This is a genomic window from Lysinibacillus sp. FSL W7-1291 (assembly GCF_038593415.1).
In the GTDB taxonomy this organism is placed as follows: Bacteria; Bacillota; Bacilli; order Bacillales_A; family Planococcaceae; genus Lysinibacillus; species Lysinibacillus fusiformis_D.
Genome location: NZ_CP151994.1, coordinates 401,884 through 426,755 on the forward strand (window position 1 = coordinate 401,884; position 24,872 = coordinate 426,755).

17 protein-coding genes are annotated in these 24,872 nt (G+C 38.0%); 14 read left to right on the plus strand and 3 right to left on the minus strand.

All coding sequences use genetic code 11. The features are described from left to right. The first annotated feature begins 299 nt into the window (after positions 1-299). The 4 genes from NST76_RS01950 (at position 300) to NST76_RS01965 (ending at position 5,557) form a co-directional block, all read left to right on the plus strand. Positions 300-1,379 carry a metallophosphoesterase gene (locus tag NST76_RS01950; protein ID WP_342544557.1) on the plus strand — a complete coding sequence of 360 codons (1,080 nt, stop codon included), beginning with the start codon at positions 300-302 and terminating at the stop codon, positions 1,377-1,379. A gap of 107 nt (positions 1,380-1,486) precedes the next feature. After that, positions 1,487-2,320 (plus strand): undecaprenyl-diphosphate phosphatase, encoded by an 834-nt coding sequence (locus NST76_RS01955; RefSeq protein WP_036117790.1) that lies wholly within the window; start codon positions 1,487-1,489, stop codon positions 2,318-2,320. A 340-nt stretch (positions 2,321-2,660) separates the two neighbouring features. Further along, the gene (locus tag NST76_RS01960) at positions 2,661-3,953 is read left to right on the plus strand and encodes a globin-coupled sensor protein (RefSeq protein ID WP_342544558.1); all 1,293 of its coding nucleotides are present in this window, start codon (positions 2,661-2,663) and stop codon (positions 3,951-3,953) included. A 641-nt stretch (positions 3,954-4,594) separates the two neighbouring features. Continuing rightward, complete coding sequence (locus NST76_RS01965; RefSeq protein WP_058844775.1) at positions 4,595-5,557, plus strand: D-glycerate dehydrogenase; 963 nt, start codon at positions 4,595-4,597, stop codon at positions 5,555-5,557. A gap of 316 nt (positions 5,558-5,873) precedes the next feature. Here the strand turns inward: NST76_RS01965 and NST76_RS01970 are convergent, their stop codons facing one another. Then, on the minus strand, positions 5,874-6,674 hold the full coding sequence (locus NST76_RS01970) for a TIGR00266 family protein (protein WP_089933090.1): 801 nt from the start codon (positions 6,672-6,674) through the stop codon (positions 5,874-5,876). Between the two features lie 417 nt (positions 6,675-7,091). On the opposite strand from NST76_RS01970, the gene NST76_RS01975 reads away from it, so the two are divergent. The 4 genes from NST76_RS01975 (at position 7,092) to NST76_RS01990 (ending at position 13,206) form a co-directional block, all read left to right on the plus strand. Further along, on the plus strand, positions 7,092-8,570 hold the full coding sequence (locus NST76_RS01975; protein ID WP_036117723.1) for an aldehyde dehydrogenase family protein: 1,479 nt from the start codon (positions 7,092-7,094) through the stop codon (positions 8,568-8,570). Positions 8,571-8,596: 26 nt separating this feature from the next. After that, positions 8,597-9,769 (plus strand): saccharopine dehydrogenase C-terminal domain-containing protein, encoded by a 1,173-nt coding sequence (locus NST76_RS01980; RefSeq protein WP_036117720.1) that lies wholly within the window; start codon positions 8,597-8,599, stop codon positions 9,767-9,769. A gap of 9 nt (positions 9,770-9,778) precedes the next feature. After that, on the plus strand, positions 9,779-10,972 hold the full coding sequence (locus NST76_RS01985) for an acyl-CoA dehydrogenase family protein (RefSeq protein ID WP_340810251.1): 1,194 nt from the start codon (positions 9,779-9,781) through the stop codon (positions 10,970-10,972). Between the two features lie 134 nt (positions 10,973-11,106). Further along, entirely contained in the window at positions 11,107-13,206 is a 2,100-nt protein-coding gene (locus NST76_RS01990) for a beta-propeller domain-containing protein (protein ID WP_230593746.1), read from the plus strand. Between the two features lie 71 nt (positions 13,207-13,277). Here the strand turns inward: NST76_RS01990 and NST76_RS01995 are convergent, their stop codons facing one another. Beyond that, positions 13,278-14,696: a polysaccharide deacetylase family protein gene (locus NST76_RS01995; RefSeq protein WP_342544559.1), complete on the minus strand. Its 1,419-nt coding sequence runs from the start codon at positions 14,694-14,696 to the stop codon at positions 13,278-13,280. 336 nt (positions 14,697-15,032) lie between these two features. On the opposite strand from NST76_RS01995, the gene NST76_RS02000 reads away from it, so the two are divergent. Beyond that, entirely contained in the window at positions 15,033-15,785 is a 753-nt protein-coding gene (locus tag NST76_RS02000) for a threonine/serine exporter family protein (RefSeq protein WP_036117711.1), read from the plus strand. Between the two features lie 21 nt (positions 15,786-15,806). After that, positions 15,807-16,274, plus strand: coding sequence for a threonine/serine exporter family protein (locus tag NST76_RS02005; RefSeq protein ID WP_170829849.1), 468 nt, complete (start codon positions 15,807-15,809; stop codon positions 16,272-16,274). A 43-nt stretch (positions 16,275-16,317) separates the two neighbouring features. Here NST76_RS02005 and NST76_RS02010 read toward each other — a convergent pair whose 3' ends face one another. Beyond that, positions 16,318-18,342 (minus strand): EAL domain-containing protein, encoded by a 2,025-nt coding sequence (locus NST76_RS02010; protein WP_330493625.1) that lies wholly within the window; start codon positions 18,340-18,342, stop codon positions 16,318-16,320. A gap of 186 nt (positions 18,343-18,528) precedes the next feature. Here NST76_RS02010 and NST76_RS02015 point away from each other — a divergent pair, with 186 nt between their 5' ends. The 4 genes from NST76_RS02015 (at position 18,529) to NST76_RS02030 (ending at position 24,674) form a co-directional block, all read left to right on the plus strand. After that, a complete protein-coding gene (locus tag NST76_RS02015) occupies positions 18,529-19,422 on the plus strand; it encodes an EamA family transporter (protein ID WP_342544560.1) in 894 nt (297 codons plus the stop codon). Positions 19,423-19,487: 65 nt separating this feature from the next. After that, positions 19,488-21,209 carry an ABC transporter ATP-binding protein gene (locus NST76_RS02020; protein ID WP_249645813.1) on the plus strand — a complete coding sequence of 574 codons (1,722 nt, stop codon included), beginning with the start codon at positions 19,488-19,490 and terminating at the stop codon, positions 21,207-21,209. Continuing rightward, positions 21,209-23,041, plus strand: a complete 1,833-nt coding sequence (locus NST76_RS02025; protein ID WP_330493624.1) for an ABC transporter ATP-binding protein — start codon at positions 21,209-21,211, stop codon at positions 23,039-23,041. The genes NST76_RS02020 and NST76_RS02025 overlap by 1 nt, the downstream gene beginning before the upstream one ends. A 766-nt stretch (positions 23,042-23,807) precedes the next feature. After that, positions 23,808-24,674 carry a GNAT family N-acetyltransferase gene (locus NST76_RS02030; protein WP_330493623.1) on the plus strand — a complete coding sequence of 289 codons (867 nt, stop codon included), beginning with the start codon at positions 23,808-23,810 and terminating at the stop codon, positions 24,672-24,674. The last annotated feature ends 198 nt before the right edge of the window (positions 24,675-24,872 follow it).

The window sequence follows — 24,872 nt, forward strand, 5'->3', positions numbered from 1 at the left end:
AATAGCACCCCTTTTTGCTCGTAAATGCGTAAATTTTCTCGTTCATCTATTATGTTACTGGAAGATTTGTAGAAATTAAAGTGGCTTTTAGTGTGAAAATGACGAAAATGTCATCTAAATACGGTGGAATGTCATGTAGAACGAGAGAATCGAAGGAAATGAAAAGGTAAACTTATAGTTGTCATCTGTAATCAGTTCCTATTTTCAGATAGAAGATTATTCAAGGGCTTCAAGCAATATGATTGTTAAGTATAATGATATAATCAACTAAATTATAGAAGAAAGTAGAGGACTAGGTTATGCCAAAAGTAATCGGTGGTATACTTTTAATTAGTATTTATAGTGCGTTGACTTTCTATTTAGGGTGGGGAGTAAAGCAGTGGCTTGTAGCGATGGGATGGTTCCGTTATCCAGTCCTATTTTGGCTGATTTTGTATATTGTTGCTTTTAGTATTATAATCGGAAGATTACATGAGTCTTTACGGTTCTTTTCGGTCATCAGTAATTACTGGATGTTTCTCTTTGAATACGGCTTATTACTGTGTTTAGCTTCACAATTGATTGTTTGGTTAACTCCCTTTAAAAATGTACAAATAATTGGTAGTATAGCAGTTGCTGTCCTAGTTTTGTTAAGTATCATCGGCTCTTATTTAGCTTATTCACCAGTAGTTCGTCATTTAGAAATAACGGTAGCCAAAAAGGAAAGTGAACTAGAATCACTGAGAGCTGTTGTGGCATCTGATTTTCATTTAGGGGTATTATCGCATAAAAGGCATTTGCAACGATTTGTAAACTTGGCAAATGAAGCGCAGCCAGATATTGTATTGTTAGCTGGCGATATCGTGGATGATGATCCAAAATGGTTTGTTCAAGAGGGTATGGCGGATGTCATGAAAGGATTAACATCTACATATGGAACGTATGGGATATTGGGTAACCATGAATATTACGGTAAAAAAATTCCTGAGTTTGTAAAGGAAATGGAAAATGCCAATGTGAAAATACTGCTAGATGAAACAATTCGTATAGAAGATGCGTTTGTATTAACAGGGCAAGAGGATAGGACGAATAAAGAAAGAAAAACACTTGAAGAATTAAAGGTATCTGATAACTTGCCATGGCTTGTGATGAACCATACACCCGATGACTTGGTAACACCAACGGCAATGGGGGTTGATTTACATATGTCAGGTCATACACATAAGGGTCAGCTATGGCCAAACCAGTATATAACGGCTCGGGTATTTGAACTGGACTATGGTTATAAGTTGAAGGAGCATATGCATACACTTGTTTCATCAGGCTATGGCTTCTGGGGACCACCGATGCGAATTGGTAGTAGATCAGAGCTTTGGGTAGTGAATATAAACTTTCAATAGTGTGTGGTAATCTTGAAATGAGCTACCTAGGTGAAATGACAGTAGTATATGAAAACGTAGTATCTTATAATAGGTGGGTATTTGATTAAAAAAGGTAAGGTGACATGGTGGAAATTATAGAATTATTAAAAGCGTTAATATTAGGCTTTGTCGAAGGTATGACGGAATTCGCACCAGTATCTTCTACGGGTCATATGATTATTGTGGACGATATGTGGTTAAAGACAGAGGAGTTTTTGGGAAAATATCCTGCTAACACATTTAAAATTGTTGTGCAGCTCGGCTCCATTTTAGCGGTTATCGTAGTGATGTGGAAACGTATGCTAAGCTTAGTTGGCTTATATAATATTGACGGTCAATCAAAATCCATAAACGGCCGTTTTAACTTATTGCATGTTATTGTTGGGATGCTGCCAGCAGTTGTTTTAGGTTTTGCGTTTAAAGATTTTATAGACGACCATTTATTTAAAGTAGAGCATGTAGTTTATGCTTTAGTGGCAGGAGCAATTCTAATGATTGCAGCAGATAAATTGGCACCAAGAAAACCAAAAGTAGATTCTTTAGACAAGATATCCTATGGCTTAGCATTTAAAGTTGGGTTAGTTCAATGTCTATCTTTATGGCCAGGTTTTTCACGTTCAGGTGCGACTATTTCAGGTGGGGTACTCTTTGGTATGAGTCACCGAGTTGCAGCCGATTTTACATTCATTATGGCAGTGCCAATCATGGCAGGGGCTAGTCTAGTATCCGTTCTGAAAAACTGGGATACTTTATCAATGGACTACTTTGGATTTTATGCAGTTGGATTTATTAGTTCATTTATCTTTGCCTTACTATCCATCAAGTTTTTCCTAGCACTTATTTCAAAGGTGAAGTTAATGCCTTTTGCGATTTATCGTTTAGTTTTAGCCGCAGTTCTTTGTGTAATTATTTTTATGTAAATAAAAAAGGTCACTCTTGGTCCTGCACCCCTAAAGTTAGAGTCAAAAATCTAAACTTTAGGGGTGCAGGACTCTTCTTTGATAAGAAGCAGTGGCTTTTTTTATTACTCCAGCCATCATTTTTTTGAAAAAATGAGTAAAATGGTCATAAAGACTTATTGAATAGTACAAATGTATAGAGGATTATAATGATAATAGCTATCATTTACCTCTTTATTATTCATTTGTTTATTTTGAGATTATAATTGATACATAGAATGTCCAAATATTTGTTGTTATTGAATAGCATTTAGGATAATAGACTTAGTTCGGTATATGATTATAATATGAGGTGGAGAAAATGTTTCAAATTGTAAATAGATCTAAGAAAAATACAATTGAAATTAGTGATGAAGCAGCTGTCGGTATTTTTATTGAAGAGCCAGAACGTTTATTTCAGTTAAATCTTGTAGGATTAAGTGTATACGACCTTCAATTGATTAAAAGCTTAAAGCCTTATGTGGAAAGAAACGTTGTTGAGGTGGTTGGTGCATTTTATCATGCTATTGAAAGCGTGCCCTCTTTACAGGCTGTGATACAAAAGCATAGTTCTAGCGAGCGCTTACGGCAAACATTACGCCATCATATTATTGAAATGTTTGAGGGGCGTATAGATGAAGCTTTTTTAGAGAAGCGAAGTCGTGTGGCAAAGATGCATGTGAAGATTAATCTCTATCCTAAATGGTATTTAGCAGCCTTTCACATTCTTGAAAAATCACTACGTAAAATTATTTGTGAGCTTCGACTATCTAAAGACGAGGAAGAGAAATTTTGTGATGCTGTTAGTAAAATATGTAATTTCGAGCAGCAGATTGTTTTGGAAGAATACGATAACTATGCCAGTATATTAATAGAGAAACAACGAAATAGCGTTAGGGAGCATGTAAAGGATGTCATAGGTGGCATTTCAACACAGTTGGAGGTTCAATCTCAAAATACGACTGAGACAGTAACACAACTTGTTTATAGTGCACAGCGTGTCAATGATTCTTTGACAGATAGTATGCAAGAGGCACAATCTATGCAAAAGGTGTCTAGTGAAGGTTATACTAAAATTGTATCTATTAATGAGCAAACTGGAACAATTCATCATAAAACAGTTGAGATGGCTAATATGGTGGAGCAGCTAGATGCCTCTTCTTCCAAAATAAATGCAGTTGTAGAAATTGTGAAAAGCATCTCAGGACAAACCAATTTACTTGCGCTGAACTCTGCAATTGAAGCAGCACGTGCTGGCGAACATGGTAAGGGCTTCGCAGTCGTTGCAAATGAAGTAGGTAAGCTTGCTGATCAAACGAAAAGCTCTGTTGAACAAATAGCTGAACTAATTATGATGTCGAACGGTATTACAACACAGGTGGTCCAAGCCATCCAGGATATACAGCAACTCGTGAATAGTAGTATTGAACGCAATGCCGAGTCGCTAAAAGCATTTGGTGCGATTTCTGGTTCTGTGGAAGATTCTATCTCTAATTTTCAAAATGTTGGTAGTCAAATAGCTGAATTAGTAAAGATTATTGAAACTATTGGTGAATCTTCTGGCGAATTAGAGAAAGTGGCCAATCGTTTAAATACAACAATTAGAGAAATTTAATAGAGATGATGTCAACGGCAGAAAAAGTAAGTTTGAAAGGCGAGGGGTTAATTTCCGTTCTGCCAGCGTCTCAGATGTGACGCTAAATCTCTAGGAGTGACGCTGGCTCCACTCCAATCAACCATGCGCAAAAGAGTCTTTTCCTAATCTTTCATACGAGCCTTAGTGAATAAAATAGCTCATTATTTGTATGATTAGAGTAAGGATAGGCTCTTATTTTAAATGTGGAGAAGCGATGAGTGACAACACCCCTCCATAAAGAGTAGTGAATACTTCCACTTTAGTTGAAAACCTTTGCTCAAAAGAAATATTTTTATTGATTGGGCTACTTGATTCCCATGGGGTAGTACTCGCTTACAGAATGCAAGTAGCCTACAATGGAACTTTCACAAAAATGTTATTGAAGGTTTTGTTTTACAACACTATGAAAAACTATGCATACAATCTATGCATAGTTTTTTTCGTGCTGTGGATTAGGATAGAATGATGTATTACACGGATAAACTAAAAATGAGGCTGATGAATTAGCTAATAACTATCAGTTATGGAAGGATACAGACTAGAAAACCCTAGAAAATGCTTGTTTTAAGTGTTACGCTATAGGCGAATTAGGGAAATGAGTAGAGGGGTGTTTTTGGAGCATGAAAAAGAAATTATTTATAACACGTAAATTTCCTACACATATTGTTGAACCATTACAGGAGTTTTATGAAATCTCGCAGTGGGAAGAAGAAGACCTGGTTATTCCACGAGACAAATTGCTAGCAGCTGTCGCTGACTGTGAGGTGCTATGGGTAACGATAGCCGATCAAGTAGATGAAGAGTTACTTTCACATGCACCCAATTTGAAATTAGTGACCAATTTAGCAGTTGGTTATAATAATATTGATGTGAAAGCTTTACGGAAACAAGGCATTATGGCGACAAATACACCAGGTGTCTTAACCAATACGACTGCGGATTTAGTATTTGGCTTACTGCTTGCAACTGCACGTAGAATTCCAGAAAGTGAAAGATATTTACGTGAAGGCAAATGGAACAGCTGGTATCCAATGCAACTGGTTGGTAAGGATGTATCAGGAGCAACAATAGGAATTATTGGCATGGGGCGAATTGGCCAAGCTGTTGCTAGAAGAGCAAAAGGTTTTGATATGAAAATCTTATATAATAATCGCAGACGTCGGCATGAAGCAGAAGAAATGTATGGCTTCCAGTATGTTTCATTGGAAGACCTTTTAAAGCAATCTGATTTTGTTGTGATTATGACACCTTATAATACTGATACGGAAGGACTCATTGGGGCACAGGAACTAGCTTTGATGAAGGAAGATGCTGTATTAATAAATGCTTCCCGTGGTGGGATCATTGATGAGGCTGCCCTGTATGATGCTTTGAAAAATGGTAAGCTGTGGGCTGCGGGGCTAGATGTTTTTGAACAAGAGCCGATTGCTATGAATCATCCTTTATTAACTCTTCCAAATGTAGTAGCACTTCCACATATCGGTAGCGCTTCGTTAGCAACGAGAACGGCCATGCTGATGCTAAATGTGAAAGCATTAACGGCTTATGGACAAGGCAAGGCAATCTCAAATCGAATTGATTAAAAAAGAGGAGCATATCATCTGCTGATATGCTACACATGTTGTTGAAAAAAGACGATGGCAATAGCAGAAAAAACTTTTTGGCAAGGTGAGGGATTGATTTCCGTTCCGCCAGCGTCCTTTCCAGGGGGCGTCCGATGAGCCACTTCACTCACTAAGTTTGCTCTAAATTGTTCTTTCAAAAAGTCGAATAATTTCTTAATAACAAAACATGACAAATAGAAAAACCGAACTATTCCGAAACACTTTATAAGTGTTTCATTGGATAGTTCGGTATTTTTGTTGGTTGAAACATTTTTTGTTCCAGCCTTATGTTTTCTTATTTATTGAATAAATCGAATATGCCACCGATGCCGCCTTCACCTTTAGATTGACCGCCCCCGCCTTGCGAAATAGGTGCTGCTGCAAAGACACGACTTGCTAAACGGCTAAATGGTAATGATTGTACCCACACAGTCCCTGGGCCGCGTAGTGTAGCAAAGAAGATCCCTTCTCCACCAAATAGTGCAGTTTTTACGCCTCCAACCATCTCGATATTGTAATCTACATTTGATGTCATCGCCACCAAACATCCTGTATCTACACGTAGCACTTCTCCCGGCTGTAACGTTTTTTCGTGAATCGCTCCACCTGCATGTACAAATGCCATACCGTCTCCCTCAAGCTTTTGCATAATAAAGCCTTCACCGCCGAAGAAGCCTACACCGATTTTTTTCTGAAACTCAACGCCAACAGAAACACCTTTAGCTGCTGCTAAGAATGCATCCTTTTGACAAATGATTTTACCGTTCAATTGGCTTAAATCCATTGGAATAATCTTACCTGGGTATGGTGAAGCGAAATAAACATGCTTTTTACCTGCACCAACATTTGTGAATGTCGTCATGAATAAACTTTCACCAGTAATTAGTCGTTTTCCAGCACCAAATAATTTCCCCATTAGACCACTTTGTGAGCTACCTCGTGAGCCATCACCAAAAATAGTTTCCATATGGATCGAGTCATCCATCATCATTAAAGCTCCTGCTTCTGCAACAACTGTTTCTTGAGGATCAAGCTCAACTTGCACATATTGCATGTCGTCACCAAATAACTTGTAGTCAATTTCATGATTATTCATAAAGGGATTCCTCCAAAAGTAAATTTAATGATATTGTATACGATTATAAATCACATTAGTTTCAATAGGAAATTAAATATTTTAGAAAAAAAGGGAATTAGCTAGAAAATGTCGAATATAAAAAACTAGAATGTGTATTATTTATTTTCATATAACGAAGGGTATTGTGAATATACATAACCTTAAGTGGCTTCTAAATTTAGAAGTCATCCTCTATATGGAGGTAATGACGTTAGATGAAAATAAAGCCTCTGGTAGTTGTCACCGATTATTAGGTAAATGCTAGTATGACCAGGTATATTGCATCTAGAAAATTCGGAATATTGACATATTTCATTCTGTTACAGACGCTGTACCAATGGAATACAACTGGTACAACAGCCGAGGCATCATAGAGTATTTCAGGGGGTGTATGTAGTGGAGATTAAAAACTATATTGGCGGTAAATGGGTCACACATTCACATTTACAAAGTATAGCAGTGACGAACCCTGCAAATGGTGAGCAGCTTGCTACCATACCACGTTCTACTTCAAATGAGGTAGATGAGGCTGTAGCTGCTGCCAAACAAGCACAAAAGAGCTGGGCACTTGTACCAGCGCCAAAGCGTGCAGACTATTTATATGCCATCGGTCTCAAAATGAAAGAGAAGAAAGAATATTTGGCGACCGTTTTAACAAAAGAGATGGGCAAGGTAATTGAAGAGGCTAGGGGAGAAGTGCAAGAAGGAATTGATATGGCTTATTATATGGCTGGTGAGGGTCGAAGATTGTTTGGCGAAACAACACCATCGGAGCTTGCCAATAAATTTGCCATGAGTGTAAGGGCACCTATCGGTGTGGTGGCACTCATTACGCCTTGGAATTTCCCTGTTGCCATTGCAACGTGGAAGTCATTTCCAGCCATTGTTGCGGGGAATACATTTATTTGGAAACCATCGAATGAGACACCGATGATGGCCTATGAAATGGGTAAAATTTTTGAAGAAGTGGGCTTACCAGATGGAGTCGCTAATATTGTGTTTGGTACAGGGCCTACAGTAGGGACAGCGTTAATTGAACACCCTGATGTCAAGGTTATTTCCTTTACTGGTTCTACGACAACGGGTAGTAAAGTAGCCGAGCTTGGCGGTAAGCACTTGAAAAAGATTTCTTTAGAAATGGGTGGAAAAAATGCTGTCATTGTCATGAATGACGCCGATTTACAGCTAGCTACAGAAGGGATTTTATGGAGTGCATTTGGTACTGCTGGACAAAGGTGTACAGCATGTAGCCGAGTCATTGTGCATAAAGATGTAAAAGAACAATTAGAAAAGCGTCTCTTAGATGAAATGCAAAAGCTAACAATTGGCGATGGTCTAGAAAAGGACGTTAAAATCGGGCCAGTGATTAATAAAGCCGCATTGGAAAAGATTAATCACTATGTGCAAATAGGCAAACAAGAGGGAGCCACATTATTAGCAGGGGGCAGAATATTAAATGAACCACCTTACGATAAAGGGTTCTATTATGAGCCAACTCTGTTTACAAATGTGAAGCCTGACATGATTATTGCCCAAGAAGAAATCTTTGGCCCAGTCGTTTCTATCATTGAAGTAGCAAGCTTGGAAGAAGCAATTGAAGTAAATAATGGTGTGAAGTTTGGCTTATCTAGCTCCATTTTCTCACAAGATGTAAATACAATTTTCCGCGCACAACGTGATTTGGACACAGGTATTGTTTATGTAAATGCAGGCACAACAGGTGCTGAAATCCATTTGCCATTTGGTGGCACAAAAGGGACTGGTAATGGACACCGTGATTCAGGTGTAGCGGCCCTAGATGTTTACACAGAATGGAAGAGTATTTATGTAGACTACAGCGGTAAATTACAAAGAGCACAAATCGATACAGAGTAACAGATCAACGAAAGGGGATGTTCTTGATGAAAGTTGTTGTATTAGGTGCAGGTTTAATGGGTAAAGAGGTAGCTCGTGATTTAATAAAAAATGATAAAGTGGAGAGTGTGTTTTTAGGGGATATCGATGTAAAAGTAGCACAGGATTTTGTAGATACGCTAGACTCTAATAAAGTGGAGGTTGTGGAGCTTCATGCAGAGCGTGATGATTCATTAATGGACGTTATGTCTAAGGGTGACGTTGTCGTCAATGCGCTATTTTATTCGTTCAATGAGCGAGTAGCGAGAGCAGCGATTGAGGCAGGCGTACATTCCGTAGATTTAGGCGGTCATATTGGTGGTGTGACAGAGAAGATATTAGATCTTCATGAGGAAGCAAAAGCAAAAGGTGTCACAATCATTCCGGACTTAGGTGTTGCGCCAGGTATGATTAATATTCTTGCTGGCTATGGTGCATCGAAATTAGATGATGTCGATTCTATTAAACTATTTGTAGGTGGTATTCCAACTGATCCAAAGCCTCCACTTCATTATACACGTGTGTTTTCTTTAGATGGCGTATTCGATCATTATACAGAGCCTTCCAAAACGATTCAGAAGGGCAAGCTTGAAGAAGTTCCATCCCTGTCTGGCGTTGAACCTATTTATTTTGATGACTTCGGTGTGCTAGAGGCATTTTATACATCTGGTGGCATTTCCACATTGTATAAGACATTCCCCAATGTCCGCACATTAGAATATAAAACGATCCGCTATAAAGGTCACGCAGAGAAATTTAAGCTTTTAGCTGACTTAGGATTCCTTGATTCCACTAATAAGGTAGAAGTTGATAATCAAGAAGTACCTGTTCGTGCCGTTGTACGAGAGGCGCTTAAAAAGAAGCTTGAACTGGGCACAAAACCAGATGCTGTACTGTTACGTGTCATTGTAGCTGGTGAAAAAGCACAACAGCAGGTAACGTATGAATATGAAATGGTTGTACGTAAGGATATGACAATTAATGAAACAGCCATGGCTCGTGCTACTGCTAATACCATTTCTGTTGTAGCGCAGATGATAGGAGCGGGTGCTATTACAGAGCATGGTGTATTTCCACCTGAAGCAATAGTTCCTGGTGATACGTATATCGAAGAGATGGCTAAACGTGGCGTGGTGATTAAAGAGACATCACATAAGTCTGCTATGATCGTGAAATGGTAGGTGCTAACCATGAATTTTGAAATGTCCACTGAACAGGAAATGCTACGAAAAACGGTAAGACAGTTTGTTGATGAAGAAATCATTCCCTACATTGCAAAGTGGGATGCTGATGGAGGCTTTGATGCTAAAATTTGGTCAAGGCTTGCTGAGTTAGGCTTAATGGGTGTTTGTGTTCCTGAACAATACGGTGGTAGTGGTATGGATTATAATGCTCTTGCCATCGTATGTGAGGAACTTGAACGGGGAGATACAGCATTTCGCACAGCTGTATCTGTCCACACGGGCTTAAATAGCATGACCTTAATGCAGTGGGGTACTGAAGAGCAAAAGCAGCGCTACCTTGTTCCGCAGGCTAAAGGTGTTCGTATTGGAGCATTTGGTCTTACAGAACCAGGCGCTGGGTCTGATGTAGCTGCCATGTCAACAACAGCTGTTCGTGATGGCGATCATTATACCCTCAATGGGCAGAAAACATGGATTTCCTTATGTGATATCGCAGATCATTTTCTCGTTTTTGCCTATACAGACAAATCGAAGAAACATCATGGGATTAGTGCGTTCATTGTAGAACGTTCGATGGCTGGCTTTACGTCAAAAGCGATTAAAGGAAAATATGGTATTCGTGCTGGTAATACAGGTGAGCTCTTTTTTGAAGATTTACGTGTGCCAGTTGAAAACCGACTTGGTGAAGAGGGTGAAGGCTTCAAAATTGCCATGTCTGCGCTTGATAATGGTCGATTTACAGTAGCGGCAGGTGCCGTTGGTTTAATCCAAGCTTGTATAGAGGCTAGTGTGAAATATTGTCATGAACGAGAGACATTTGGTAAGCCTATTGGAGAGCACCAGCTTGTTGGACAAATGATTGCTAATATGGAAGCCGGCTATCAAATGAGTCGTCTTCTTGTCTATCGCGTAGGTGAACTGAAAAATAAAGGTGTTCGAAATACTCGCGAGACATCCTTAGCAAAGTGGCAAGCGTGTGACTTTGCCAATAAGGCTGCTGATGATGCAGTACAGATTCATGGTGCATATGGCTATTCAGATGAATATCCAGTTGCCCGTTATTTACGAAACTCAAAAGCACCTGTTATTTATGAAGGAACCCGTGAAATTCATACCATTATGCAGGCTGATTATGTATTAGGAAGACGTCGAGATAAGTCTTTATCAAACATGTTGCCGAAATGGCCGTTTGAAGAATAAACGAGGGGGGAGGGAGTATTCCCCCCTTGTTTTTTTTTGTGAAGTCATAACCTACATTAAAAAATTCAGAAAAATGTAACTTTCCGATTTTTTATTAGTCTAATGGATAAACAAGTAAATGAAAGAGAGGAAAAATGATGAAAAACAAATGGTTGGTAATTATGTTGATACTTGTTGTAGCTATCGTGCCTGGCGTTTTCACATGGATGGTGAATACGGATGTGACTGCAAAGGCCGCTAGCACCAGCATGGCTACACAAAGCTGGCAAGCATCTTTTTCAGTAGCTTTAAAGAAAAACAAGATTACAGAGGACTATGTCTTTATTACAACGGCAAAAGGCCAAAAAGTGCCTGCAACAATTGAATTATTAGAAGATCAAAAAACAATAGTGGTCAAGAAGTTAGCACCAGGGAATTATCAATTACATGTGAAAAAGGAAGCCTTCGCACAAGGGGGGCTGAATGTCTCTTCACAGACGATTTCATTTACTATTATTGAAACGTTAACAGCCGTCAAATCTGAAAAAGAGCTCCAGCAATATTTTAAAAAGCTGTTAACGACTCAAAGAGTTGGATGGGGAGAGGAAGAGAAAGCTGAAAGTGCAGCAAGTGAAGATAAAGCCACTGCTAATAACGAGTCTACAACCAATAACCAAGTAGACGGTGTAGAAGAGGGTGATATTGTTGTCGTAAAAGACGGCTTTATTTACAGTGTAAAGGATCAGAGTATTACGGTTGTCAATGCTAAAGATCCTAAGCATTTGAAGTTAGCGACAAGCATTAAACTAAAAGAGTCACAATATATTTCTAAGCTTGCATTATATGACAATCTATTAATTGCCATTGGGGATGAATATATTGAAAAGGCTGGTACAGCCATGGTAACAGCCTCATTTTATGATATTTCGAATCCAGGCAATCCAAAACATGTACGTCATGTTGGGCAAGAAGGCTTTTTACAGGATATTCGTATTACGAAGGACACATTATATATAATTGGTAATATGTATCCGAATTATTGGATGCTGCAAGAAGACAAAAAAGCCGAATTAAAGCCTAAAACATTTGATAGTGTAGCAGGATCAGCGTACACAAGCCTACCTTTAGAAAAAATCTCTATATTACCTAATACAATGGATGGTACCTATAGTTTAATTACAGCTGTCGATTTAAAAAATGGAGCTAAGACAACAGCCAATACAAAAGGGTATTTAGGTGGAAGTAGTGGTCTTTATATGTCAGAAAATGCCCTATATTTAACGACACCAATTTATGAAAATAATCAGGCTGCTCCATCCAATAAACGAGTTATGGATATGATTTGGCTACCTAGGTCAGCAGACACTCAGATTTTTAAGTGGAATGTAGATGGAACGACTTTAAATTTTGCTGGAAGTACAGAAGTAAAGGGAACTGTCTTAAATCAGTATTCAATGGACGAATACAAAGGTAATTTCCGAATCTTTACAACCGAGGGCAATACGTGGGATGAGAAAAGTACTTCCTATAATCACCTCTTTATTTTAGATGAACATTTAAAACCACTTGGTTCGGTAAAGGATATGGCGCCTGGAGAAAAAATATATTCTGCTCGTTTTATGGGAGAAAAAGCATATGTAGTGACATTTAAACAAGTAGATCCACTATTTGTCATTGATGTAGCAAATCCAAAAAAGCCAGCAGTATTAGGGGAATTGAAGATTCCAGGCTTCAGTAATTACTTACATCCAATAGATGAAACACATTTAATGGGCATTGGTTATGATACAGAGCAACGCTATGATGCTTATACGAAACGTAATTTTACGGTGACAACCAATATGAAGATGTCACTATTTGATGTGTCAGACTTCAGTAACCCAAAAGAACAATCGACAGTAAAAATCGGTGGGAAAGGCTCTTACTCTGATGTGCAATATAATCCGAAAGCGCTATTCCGCAATAAGGAGTTCAATTATTTTGGCTTCCCAGTAGTATTGTATGATGCAGGTAAGGGTGATGAGATTGTGTACCAAGGTCATGGTGCTCAAATTTATGAAATTACTGCTGATAAAGGGATTGTTTTAAAAGGAAATATAATCAATCGTAATACTAATGAGCCATATGAGAATTGGGAGCAGGTTGTACAACGAGTAGTCTATATAGATGATGCTCTTTATACAATAGCGCGTAACGAGGTAAAGAGCTATCAGCTAAATGACTTCAAGCCTTTAGATACATTAACAATAAAATAATAAGAAAAGTCCAATGAATTCGTTTAAAAATTCATTGGACTTTTTCATTGAATATATGAAAAGGGTTCATACTATTGACGATATGGTAGTATTTCTGATACCGTTACGAATTCATAACCTTGCTCCTGTAAATAGGCAAGGACAGCATCAAGTCCATCTGCAGTAGATTGATGTATATCGTGCATTAGGACAATGGCATTATTGTGCAAATTATTTTTTACATGTGGCAATAATTGCTGTGCATTGCGATGCTTCCAATCCAATGTATCAATCGACCATAGCACTACAGGTATAGGGATCTCGGCATTAATCGTGTCATTAGTTGCACCATAAGGTGGTCTGAAAACTGTAGCACCATGATTAATTGCCTTTTCTATTTCATTGGCTGTAGTATTGTACTCTTTCATCACTTGCTCTTGTGTAAGCTTTGTTAAGACAGGGTGGTTCCACGAATGATTGCCAATTTCATGGCCCCGCGCCAATACATCTCTTGCAATATCAGGATAATATTGTACTCGACTACCGAGCATAAAGAAGGTTGCTTTTGCGTGATACTTATCGAGAATGTTTAAAATTTGTTCCGTCACTTTTGGATGTGGACCATCATCAAATGTTAATGCAATACGTTTCTTATTCGGATCACCTGTAGGCGGTGGATTTGTTGGTTTTACATTTTCCATAGCAATTTGAAACTCAGAGGCTAACAATGGGTTAATAAGTGAAAGGGGTAGTTTCACTATTGGGGCACCTGCTGCTCCGCTAGCAATCTCATATTCATTGAAATAGAATTGTAATGAATCGTCGACAATAGCAAAGCGATTGAAGTTAGACCATTTTGGCTCTGTAGCTTTCAGTAATTCATCAGTGAAAAGCTCATCCTTTATTTGAAGGTTTTTCTGCAAATCCTTTCGTACATTGGCAGCTAACGTTGATAAGTTGTTCTCGTCATTTTGTAGAAGGGTTTGAATTGTAATTTGCTCGCCTGTTTCGTTATTAATGAAGAATGTTTTCGTTGAGACTTCATGATTAGCTCCACCAAGGTACTCCATTTTTGTTAGAACAAAGGAATAATAATGCTCTCGGTATGGAAATGTTTCAAGACTAATATTTAATTCACCCATAGCTTCTTTATCTTTATCTTTATTTTTTTTCATAGATGCTAGATAGTTTTCTTTTGAATCCGATATGTATTGTAATACGGCGTCATTAAAAACTTTGTTATCTGTTTGTGGGTAATGTATAGCAAATGGTGTTCGTTTATCATTAGAAACGTCTGTAACAATACGTATGCCTGGAAACGCAGAACTTTCAGTCGATAAATTACTATTGACCGATTCTGTCTTAGATTCTTCTTTTGAAGCACTAATCTTTTGAAACTTAAATTCATCCTTTGATAGGATAATAACTAGTATAACTGTTGTTAAGGTTACAATAAGGCCCAGTAATAAAAAATCAATTATTGGACCGCGTTTTTTTCTGCGTTCCTGCATGGTGTTGGATACGCTCCCCTCTTTTTTATTCTCTATACAATCAGACGTGTTAATCATTAAAAAAGTTATACAAATTACGGATCTTTTAATGTTAATTTATAGTAATTATTTTAAATCGGCTATCCTTCTATAGGGTATCAATCGAATGTTGTTGTACTTCTTTTAAAGTGGTTGTAAAATACCTACTAAAATAGAAAAAACATGCTCAATAATTGTTAATTCATGAAAATTAAATTGAAAGAAAGCTAACTGTTTATGCTGAAATTTTCAGTTGAGTTTTTATTGGCAGTTCGATAATATTGGCAAGGAACCTTTTGAAGGAGGCAGATAGCTGTAATGGTCTTACAAGAAGCGGATAATGAACTTACGATTGACTGTTTGTTGCTTGCAGGGCGTATTATGATTGAAAGTGGAGCAGAAACATATCGTGTGGAGGATACGATGCTGCGGATGGCACATACTCAAAATATGCCAGATGCTCAATGTTATGCCACACCAACTGGAATCATTTTTTCGTTAGGCAAGACACAGCCGACGCGAATTACATCAATTTCCAGTAGGGTTACAGATTTACAAAAAATAGCCTTGGTAAATTCAGTATCTCGGAGACTCACATCTCACATCATAACATTAGAAGAAGCTTATGACGAGTTAAAGTCGATACAAAAAACAAATTATTTTTTACCAACTTATTTACAAGTTTTGTCAGCCGCACTTGCAAGTGGGTGTTTCCTGATTATGTTTAAGGGAGGATGGTCGGATTTTCCGGTAGCTTGTATAGCGGGTGGGATGGGTTTTCTAGTACTTGTGATGATCAACCATTTAACAAGGGTGAAGTTTTTCTCTGAATTTACGGCATCACTTGTTCTCGGCTTTGTGGCCTTCTTAGCAGTAAAGTATGGTTATGGAACTGAACTTGATAAAATTATTATTAGTTCTGTCATGCCACTTGTACCAGGTATTTTGATTACCAATGCTGTTCGTGATTTAATGGCGGGTCATTTTATGTCAGGGATGGCAAAGGGAGCAGAGGCCTTTTTAACAGCCTTTGCAATCGGTGCAGCAATTGCCGTCACGCTAGGATTTTAGGAGGCGGACAATATGCAGATGATGGACATTCTTATACAATTAATTGTTAGTTTTTTTGCGACAGCTGGGATCGCCATTCTTTTTAATGTTCCTAGAAAAACATTACTTCATTGTGGTCTTGTTGGAGTAATTGGCTGGATTATCTATTACGTTTTAACAGAGCAAGGAATGGATGTCGTCAAAGCTTCTTTCTTTGGCTCGTTTGTCATTGCCATAGTTGCCCATTTGTATGCGCGACGTTTTAAAATACCAATGATTATTTTTATCGTTGGTGGAATTATTCCGTTGGTGCCAGGAGGGATGGCATATAATGCCATGCGAAATGTTGTAGAGGACGATTACTTACAAGGCTTACAGTATGGCCTAAAGGCATTTTTAATTACAGGTGCAATTGTGATCGGTCTAGTCTTTGCGGAAGTAATTATTCAACTTATTTTCCGTTCAGTCCGTTCAAGTAAAGTAAAATTACAAAAGGTCTATAAAAAATAGAAGGAGGCTGCGTTTAGCTTAACGCAGCCTCCTTAATTACTTATTATTTTTTACTAAGCAATACTTCAATTTCATCTGGTGTAACTGGCTTACTAATATAATAGCCTTGAATGGCGTCACAACCATATGTGATTAATAGGTCTGCTTGCTCAGCCGTTTCGACACCCTCGGCTACAACTTTCAGTTCCATAGATTTACCAAGTTGTACCATACCATGCATAAGCTTTTGGCTCTTTTCAGATTTTAATAGAGAATTCGTAAACGTTTGATCAATTTTTAGTGTATCAATCGGTAAAATCTGCATATATCTAAATGATCCATAGCCAGTTCCAAAATCATCTAATACGAAAGAGATGCCTTCGTTTTCAAGCTTGCGCATTTGCTGTGCGATAGATGTGGCAGCTTCTGCCTCTAAAGCAAATTTTTCAGTAATTTCAATTTGTAGAAGATTTGCTGGACAACCTGTTTTTGCGAGCACTTCAAGTATGGATTTTGCCATATTTTTATCGCGGAATTCGCGAACAGAAGAGTTAATAGATACTTTTAAATCATGACCCGCCTTTTTCCAAAGTAATGCCTGCTCACAAGCTTTTTCTAGCATAAAGGAACCGATATTATTAATAAGGCCTGTTTCTTCCGCAATCGGAATTAATTCATCAGGCGCAACAACGCCAATTACCTCGTCTTCCCATCTTACAAGTGCTTCAACAGCTGTAATTTTACCAGAATAAACATCAATTTGTGGCTGATAAAGTACCTTTAAATTCTTCTGATCAAGTGCTTGAAGTAACCGTTTTTCAATTAAAGCTTTACGATTTAAAGCTTTATGTGTTGCTGTTGACAGGGAAACAACTTTGTCCCCACCAGCCTCACGCACTGTTGAAATGGTAGCAATTGAGGCTTTCATAAGTTGAGAGAATGTTGTTTGGTCTTCTGGATATCTTGTAATGCCACCACTAATAGAAATTGGTACAGCAATATTGCCGCTATAAATAGGGTGCTGTTGTAAGTAAGATAAGAACCCTTGAATAAACCACTCACTTAAAGGGGTAATGACAACAAAATCATTTTCATTTATACGAGCCATTGTGCTATCTTGGAAATACATTTTTATTCGATTTGTAAATTCAATAATAAGGCTTTGATCGATTTGTTGGTCATGTAATTCTTTTAAAGTATAAAATTTATCAATACTTAGATAAACAAATGAAAAATGTCTTTGCTCTTCAATCATATTGGTAATGACTTTTTCAAGTCGATGTGCATTCATCAGCCCAGTTTCTGTATCGATATAAGCTATTTTTTCTAGCTGATGTTGAATGGTTTTCGATTTAGTAATATCTTTTTCAATTAAGATAAATTGTTGTTCATTTGTTTCGAGATTAAAAGTAGGAATGGCTGTTAGCAATACCCAATAGGATTGGCCTATTTTTGTGATTTTTTCAACTTCGCCTTGCCACGTATGACCATTGTTTAAATTACGCCAAATCGTATTTGTGACTTTTTCGCTCGCTTCATTATCCGGGAATAACTGCCAAAATGTTTTGCCGATTACACGCTTTGGCGTCCATTGACTTGTCTTTAAAAATTCATTATTACATTCTAAGATAAATCCATCGTGATCGAGTGTGACAGTCATGAATGTAGCATCTAAACCTGACTTGATATTAACAAATGTACTGCAATGTGAAACAGCATTCGTCATTAATTCTGGTAGCATAAAGATTAGTAGAATAAAACGTTCTCCTTCTTCTGTATAAGGCTTCGCTAACAGGGCTGTCGTTATTTCTGTGTTTGACGTTGTGTATACTTGAATTTTATCTAAATACGTACTGTCCTCATTTTGTAAAATAGACTGAAATGTTTCTACAGGAAGCTGACGTAGTAGATTTTCGAGTATAGATGGAGTAGTATTTCCTTTAATATCATCGGCTGACAATCCAATCAGATGTTCTGCGCTCTTTCCCCAGATAGTCGCTTGTCCATCTTGATTTATGATAATTGCAGGAAAAGGAAGTGAATTTAAATAATGTTCATCAATCGTAAATGATTTATGCATATGACTCATGATTTTTCGATCTCCTTGGGTAATCAATATATACTAATATTATAGTTAATTATCGGGAATTAGTCATTATGAATATAATTGTAAATATTTGATAATGAAGAAAAATAGGACTTTTCTCGTGATGTGTAAGAAAAGATTTGAAGAAAAGTAACAATTTTTAGTACGTATATAGGAAGCAGGATTGGTATGGAACGTTTAAAAGGAATATTATTTATTGTCTCGGGTGCTATGTTATGGGGAGCAACTGGCCCTTTGATGGAGTGGCTACTTAACCATACACCATTGACCGTCTCCTTTATGTTAACAGTCCGTTTATCGGTTGCAGGTATATTACTACTTACATATTTATTGTTAACAGGAAAAAATATTTTTAGTATTTGGCAGCATAAACTCTGGAGTAGACAGCTCATTACTTTTGGTATTGCAGGGATGCTAGGTGTACAATTTGCTTTTGTTGCTGCTATAAATGAAAGCAACGCAGTACTTGCGACCTTACTACAATTTTTAGCGCCCATTTTTGTTGTGGCATATGTCTCTCTTAGTTTAAAGAAATGGCCACCAAAATATCAAGTGTTAGGGATTATTGGTACCCTTATAGGGTTATTTCTATTACTAACGAACGCTTCGTTTGAAAGTTTGCTTATTAGTCCAAAAGCCTTGCTTTGGGGTATAGCAGTAGGCTTAACATTTGCATTTTACACACTGTATCCTGCACGCTTAATGAAGGAGTGGAGTGTGCTATTAGTAGTTGGCTGGGGCATGCTGGTAGGTGGTTTAACATTAGGCTTAGTGAGCCGTGTGTGGCAGTCCAACCAATGGGTTGTTTTAACAGATTTTAAGATACTTATGTTAGTCGTGGCATTAATATTTTTTGGAACAGTAGCCTTTATTCTGTTTTTAAGTAGTATGAAATATATTACAGCAGTGGAGACGAGTATCCTTTCCAGTATCGAACCATTAACAGCAATGGTTATTTCAGTCATTGTATTCGGTACATCTTTAGGTTTTTGGCAATTAATAGGTGTTTTCGTTATGCTTGTTTGTGTAACCTGGCTTTCGGTAGCAGGCGAAAAAGCATAAATATACTATTGGGTTAGGATTTTTTAACTAGCTTTATATTTTATCTCTGACAAGGGGGAAAGAATGTGAAAGAAGTTTTTTCCTATGTAAGGCCATATAAATGGACTGCCATTTTTGCTTTATGTTTAATGCTTTTAGAATTATTTGTGGAGCTTGTACAGCCACTCATTATGGCGAAAATAATTGACGAAGGTGTACGAGCCCAAAATCAAGGGATGATTTTGCAATGGGGAGCTGTTTTACTTGCACTATCAATCGTAGCCTTTATAGCGGGAGTCATTAACTCTTATTTCTCCTCTCATACAGCACAAAGCTTTTCATATGATTTACGAAATGCCATGTTTGATAAAATTCAATCCTTTACACTAGCAACCTATCAAAAATTTTCCACAGCATCGCTCATTACTAGATTAACGAATGATGTCACACAGGTACAAACGGTACTGTTTATGAGCTTACGTATTATGCTTCGAGCACCGCTTGCTGTTATAGGAAGTATCGTAATGGCCTTTGTTGTAAATGCCAAATTGGCGCTGTTTTTAGTGATAGGCGCACCCATCATCTTTATTTTTCTTATTTTTATGGTGGCGAAGGGTGTGTCTTATTTTGGACGTGTACAGAAGAGGGTAGATCGTTTAAATAGGGTATTACAGGAGAATTTACAGGCAATTCGTTTAGTGAAGGCCTATTTACGTGGAGCATATGAGGCTACACGCTTCGATGAAGTTGCTTCACGCTTAAAAATGGATACAGTAAAGGCTTTACGCATTATGGAATATATTATGCCTGTTCTATTATTCATCATGAACATGAGCTTGCTTGCCGTTTTATGGTTTGGTACAAAGCAAATTGCCACAGGGACAACGCCACTTGGCGATATTGTAGCTATTGTCAATTATGCCATGCGTATGACCGGCTCGTTTTCAATGTTTGCGTTTATTATTATTTTTTATGCGCGTGCAAAGGCCTCCGCAGAACGTATGGCAGAAGTACTATCTATGGAAAATGAGGTGGAGGATATTTCCCACTCAGAAGAAGTAGATAGCACAATGCAATATGGAGAGCTAACCTTTGAACATGTTTGTTTTACCTATCCAGGAGGAGATGCTCCCGTCCTGTCAGATGTGAGTTTTCAAGTGAGGTCAGGAGAAAAATTAGCGATTATGGGGGCAACCGGTGCTGGAAAGTCAACATTGTTACAGCTAATTCCTCGTTTTTATGAAGTAACGCAAGGAAGAATTCTTGTGGAAGGGCAGGATGTTCAGGACTGGGAATTGCAAGAGCTACGTGAAATCATTGGTTATGTCCCTCAGCAATCATTATTGTTTACAGGAAGTATTGCAGATAATGTACGTTGGGGAGATACTCAGGCTGAAATGGATGCTGTACTACAGGCTACAATGCAGGCACAAATACATGCATCTGTGGAAGATTTCCCAAATGGTTACGACACTAAGGTTGGACAAAAAGGTGTTAATTTATCAGGGGGCCAAAAACAAAGACTATCTATTGCTAGAGCTCTTTTGAGAAAGGGGCATATTTTAATGCTTGATGATAGTACAAGTGCCTTAGATGTTAAAACTGAACAGTCTTTGTGGGAGGCATTAAGTGAAGAGAAGGCAACAATGCTTGTTGTCACACAAAAAATTCGCACAGCTAAAGGTGCAGACCGTATTTTACTGATCGATGCTGGAAAAGTGGTTGCATATGGTACACATGAAGAGCTTTTACAAACTTCAACGCTCTATAAAAAAATTGCAATCTCCCAACAGGAGGTGGAGGATTAATGGGATTTTTCCAAAAACCTTTTGGCTATGAGCCGATTTTGACTAAAGATGATCTGAAGCAAGCTGTGAAGAAAAAGAAAGGGCCTCGTGCAGCAGATTGGAAAAGTACATTGCTTCGACTATGGAAAATTGTCGACGAACAACGCACACTCCTCATTGTGGTTCTTTTACTAGTGATGCTCAGTTCAATTTTAGCTTTAGTTGGTCCTTATTTAATCGGTCAAATGATTGATAATTATGTTATGCATGGCAAGCTTTCAGGTTTAGGTAAGTGGATTGGTGTATTAATTGGTATTTATATTCTGTTAGCTGTTTCACTTTTTCTACAAAACTATTGGATGATTGGTATTGCTCAGCAGACTATTTATAGATTACGAACAAGTATATTTGCTCATTTTCAACGATTACCAGTTGCATTCTTTGATCGTCGCCAACATGGTGAACTGATGAGTCGTATGACGAATGATATTGAAGCTGTCAGCTCTACCTTAAATAGCTCTTTTATCCAAGTGTTTTCAAGTGTACTTACGCTTGGAGGAACCGTCATTATTATGCTTAGTTTAAGCCCTTTGCTGACAGTGCTGACGATGACAATTATTCCGCTGATGTTTTGGGCGATGCGCTGGATTACACGGCGTACAGCACCCTTATTTAAAGAGCAGCAAGTAGCTATTGGCGCTTTGAATGGGATGATAGAGGAAACAATTTCAGGGCAGCGGATTGTCAAAGCTTTCTCACAAGAAGAGCGTATGAAAGCAGAGTTTCGAGAAAAAAGCTCGCGATTAAGAAGAACCGGTTTTTGGGCACAGACTTACTCGGGCTATATTCCTAAAGTCATGAACTTTTTAAATAATATGAGCTTTACAATTGTTGCAGGTATAGGAGGCGTACTCGCGCTATATGGGCATGTGTCGATAGGGGTTATTGTTATATTCACTGAATATGCACGACAATTTACACGTCCTTTAAATGATTTAGCAAACCAGTTCAATACGGTACTATCAGCCATTGCTGGTGCAGAGCGCGTATTTGCCTTGCTTGATGAACAACCAGAGGCAGAAACCGTTTCAGCACAAAAGCATCAGTTATTGGGGCATGTGGCGTTTAAGCATGTGTATTTTAAATATGAGCTGGAAGAAGAAGCTTATACACTAAAGAATGTTAATTTTAAAGTAGAACCTGGACAAACGGTAGCCCTTGTTGGTGCGACTGGAGCTGGGAAAACAACAATCCTCCAACTGATTGCAAGGTTTTATGAGGTAACAAAGGGTGAGGTATTGTTTGATGGCATAAATGTACAGCAAATAGATCGTCAATCCCTTCGCTCACAGATGGCTTTTGTATTGCAGGACCCCTTTTTATTTGAGGCTTCTGTTCGTGAAAATATCCGATATGGTCGACTGGATGCAAGTGATGCAGAGATTGAGAAAGCTGCCAAGCAAGCGAATGCCCATGACTTTATCATGAAGCTCAAAGATGGCTATGATACGATTCTTGCTGCGGATGGACGCGAGATATCACAAGGTCAGAAGCAGTTACTCTCTATAGCAAGGGCGCTTATTGCTGATCCGAAAATTTTACTTTTGGATGAGGCGACAAGCAGTATCGATACTGTGACGGAAATGGCGATACAAGAGGCGCTTGATACGTTAATGCAGGGTCGCACTAGTTTTGTTATTGCCCATCGATTAAACACTGTGCATAATGCCGATATGATTTTAGTTATGCAAAAAGGTGAGTTAGTTGAAGCTGGACCTCAGCAAAAACTAATTGAATCGGGTGGCCTTTATGCGCAAATGCTTCATTCCTCCTCGCATCATCTTGAGGAATAGAGGAAAAAGGTGATATCAACGGCGGAAACAGCCATTTTGAAAGGCAAGGGATTGATTGCCGTTCCGCCAGCGTCCTTTCCAGGGGGCGTCTGATGAGCCGCTTTACTCCAAGCAATCATGTGCAAAAGTACCTTACCCTTATCTTTCAAACGAGCCGTAGTGAACAAAATAGCCTATTATTTTTGTATGATTAGAGAAAGGATAGCCTCTTATTTTCAATGTGGAGAAGTGATGAGTGACAACAACCCTCTATAAAGAGTAGTGGACACCTTCACTTTATTTAAAAATCTTTGCTAAAAAGAGCAGTAGCGGAGGAAGCCGCTCGGCGCTCGCCCAGAGGGAAGCAAGTAGCGTGCGATGGGAATCCATTTTCACCTTTCACAAAAATTCTATGGATGGTTTACGATGAAAAGAGTAATTTCATGTGAAATTACTCTTTTTTCGTTAAATTGAAATGTTATTAATTTGAATAAATAGTATAATATTATAAAAAATACATCTAATAGGAGTTGTTGTATAGTTTAAAAGTAACTGTGTAAAAAAGATTAATTATCTCTCATTTTGAGAAATTAGCATAATATTTTATATCTATAATTTCTAGTAAATTTCAGTCATTTTCATGAATTTTTATAGTATAAATCCTTTTATTATTCTGTTTTTTGAAGTAAAATTCTGATTAATAGTGGGTATTTATATATTTTGTTGCCAGTTTATTTTTATTCTTGCTACAATAGGGCAATAGTCTGACACAGGAACGGAGTAAAAGATGAATATTTCAGTGATGACAGTGTCTTTTCCATTAGATGGAGAAACATTGAAAGAAGTAAAACTATTATGTGAAGAAGCAACCATTCATGATTATCGAGTATATGAAACCATTATGAGTGTACCAATGGCTAGCTCTTTTGAGTCAAAGGGCTTTATGGTACTAGCATATGAGGATGAACAGGATCTGTTAGTAGGTGCAGCTAGTGCCATTGATTTGATGGGACTTCATACGTATGAATGGTCATTAGTAGTAACACCTGCATATCGACAGAAGGGTATTGGAGCTGCATTAGTTGAGGGTATACAAGCTGGCTTAGCAGATAGAGGAGCGGAGGGGCAATTAGCTGTAGTAATTGATGGCTCTCCTTATGGACATGCATTTATTGAAAATAAAGGTTATGCCTACAGCTTTTCGGAAGCAACATTAGAAACAAAAGCAGAACCAGTAGAATTACAAACGGATATTAGTATTCAACCTTATGCTGGTGAGCAGGGGGAATTGATTGCCATCTATAGTGAAGCTTTTGGTGATTTACCCGAAGAATCAGAGGAACTCATTACCTTTAATACATCTACAAATGGACGAAAGCTTTGGGTTGCTTATCGAGATGGCCTTGTTGTTGGAACTGTGACGACTGCTCAGGAAAATGAAATCCAATGGGTAACAGCACTTGCTGTTCATCCAAATTGTGAGGGACAAGGTGTTGGAACAGCATTGCTTTCTTTTTCAAAGGATTACGCGAGCAAAGTTGGTGCGAAATTTGTTATGCTCGATGTAGAAATTGACAATAAAAAAGCATTATCTGTCTATGAAAAGGCAGGTTTTATGAAGGCACAGCAAATCGATTATTATGTAAAACAGTAGGAAAAAGGGCGAGGAGTGGTATTTAACATCAACTCCTCGCTCGTTTTTTATCATAATTACCTACTATCTTCATATAGTATTAATAAGCTTTAAGAAAGGAGTCGTGATCATGCGCATGCCAGCATTGCCAAAAAAGAAGTCTCCTCCAAAGGAAGCCCCTAGATCATGGTGGAAAGTAGTTAAAGCTTATTTATCGAA

What these genes read in the sequence shown, in the direction of transcription:
- NST76_RS01950 (WP_342544557.1), top strand. Translation starts at nt 300, where the DNA reads ATGCCAAAAGTAATCGGTGGTATACTTTTAATTAGTATTTATAGTGCG.
- NST76_RS01960 (WP_342544558.1), top strand. Translation starts at nt 2,661, where the DNA reads ATGTTTCAAATTGTAAATAGATCTAAGAAAAATACAATTGAAATTAGT.
- NST76_RS01965 (WP_058844775.1), top strand. Translation starts at nt 4,595, where the DNA reads ATGAAAAAGAAATTATTTATAACACGTAAATTTCCTACACATATTGTT.
- NST76_RS01970 (WP_089933090.1), bottom strand. Translation starts at nt 6,674, where the DNA reads ATGAATAATCATGAAATTGACTACAAGTTATTTGGTGACGACATGCAA.
- NST76_RS01980 (WP_036117720.1), top strand. Translation starts at nt 8,597, where the DNA reads ATGAAAGTTGTTGTATTAGGTGCAGGTTTAATGGGTAAAGAGGTAGCT.
- NST76_RS01985 (WP_340810251.1), top strand. Translation starts at nt 9,779, where the DNA reads ATGAATTTTGAAATGTCCACTGAACAGGAAATGCTACGAAAAACGGTA.
- NST76_RS01990 (WP_230593746.1), top strand. Translation starts at nt 11,107, where the DNA reads ATGATGAAAAACAAATGGTTGGTAATTATGTTGATACTTGTTGTAGCT.
- NST76_RS01995 (WP_342544559.1), bottom strand. Translation starts at nt 14,696, where the DNA reads ATGCAGGAACGCAGAAAAAAACGCGGTCCAATAATTGATTTTTTATTA.
- NST76_RS02000 (WP_036117711.1), top strand. Translation starts at nt 15,033, where the DNA reads ATGGTCTTACAAGAAGCGGATAATGAACTTACGATTGACTGTTTGTTG.
- NST76_RS02005 (WP_170829849.1), top strand. Translation starts at nt 15,807, where the DNA reads ATGGACATTCTTATACAATTAATTGTTAGTTTTTTTGCGACAGCTGGG.
- NST76_RS02010 (WP_330493625.1), bottom strand. Translation starts at nt 18,342, where the DNA reads ATGAGTCATATGCATAAATCATTTACGATTGATGAACATTATTTAAAT.
- NST76_RS02015 (WP_342544560.1), top strand. Translation starts at nt 18,529, where the DNA reads ATGGAACGTTTAAAAGGAATATTATTTATTGTCTCGGGTGCTATGTTA.
- NST76_RS02025 (WP_330493624.1), top strand. Translation starts at nt 21,209, where the DNA reads ATGGGATTTTTCCAAAAACCTTTTGGCTATGAGCCGATTTTGACTAAA.
- NST76_RS02030 (WP_330493623.1), top strand. Translation starts at nt 23,808, where the DNA reads ATGAATATTTCAGTGATGACAGTGTCTTTTCCATTAGATGGAGAAACA.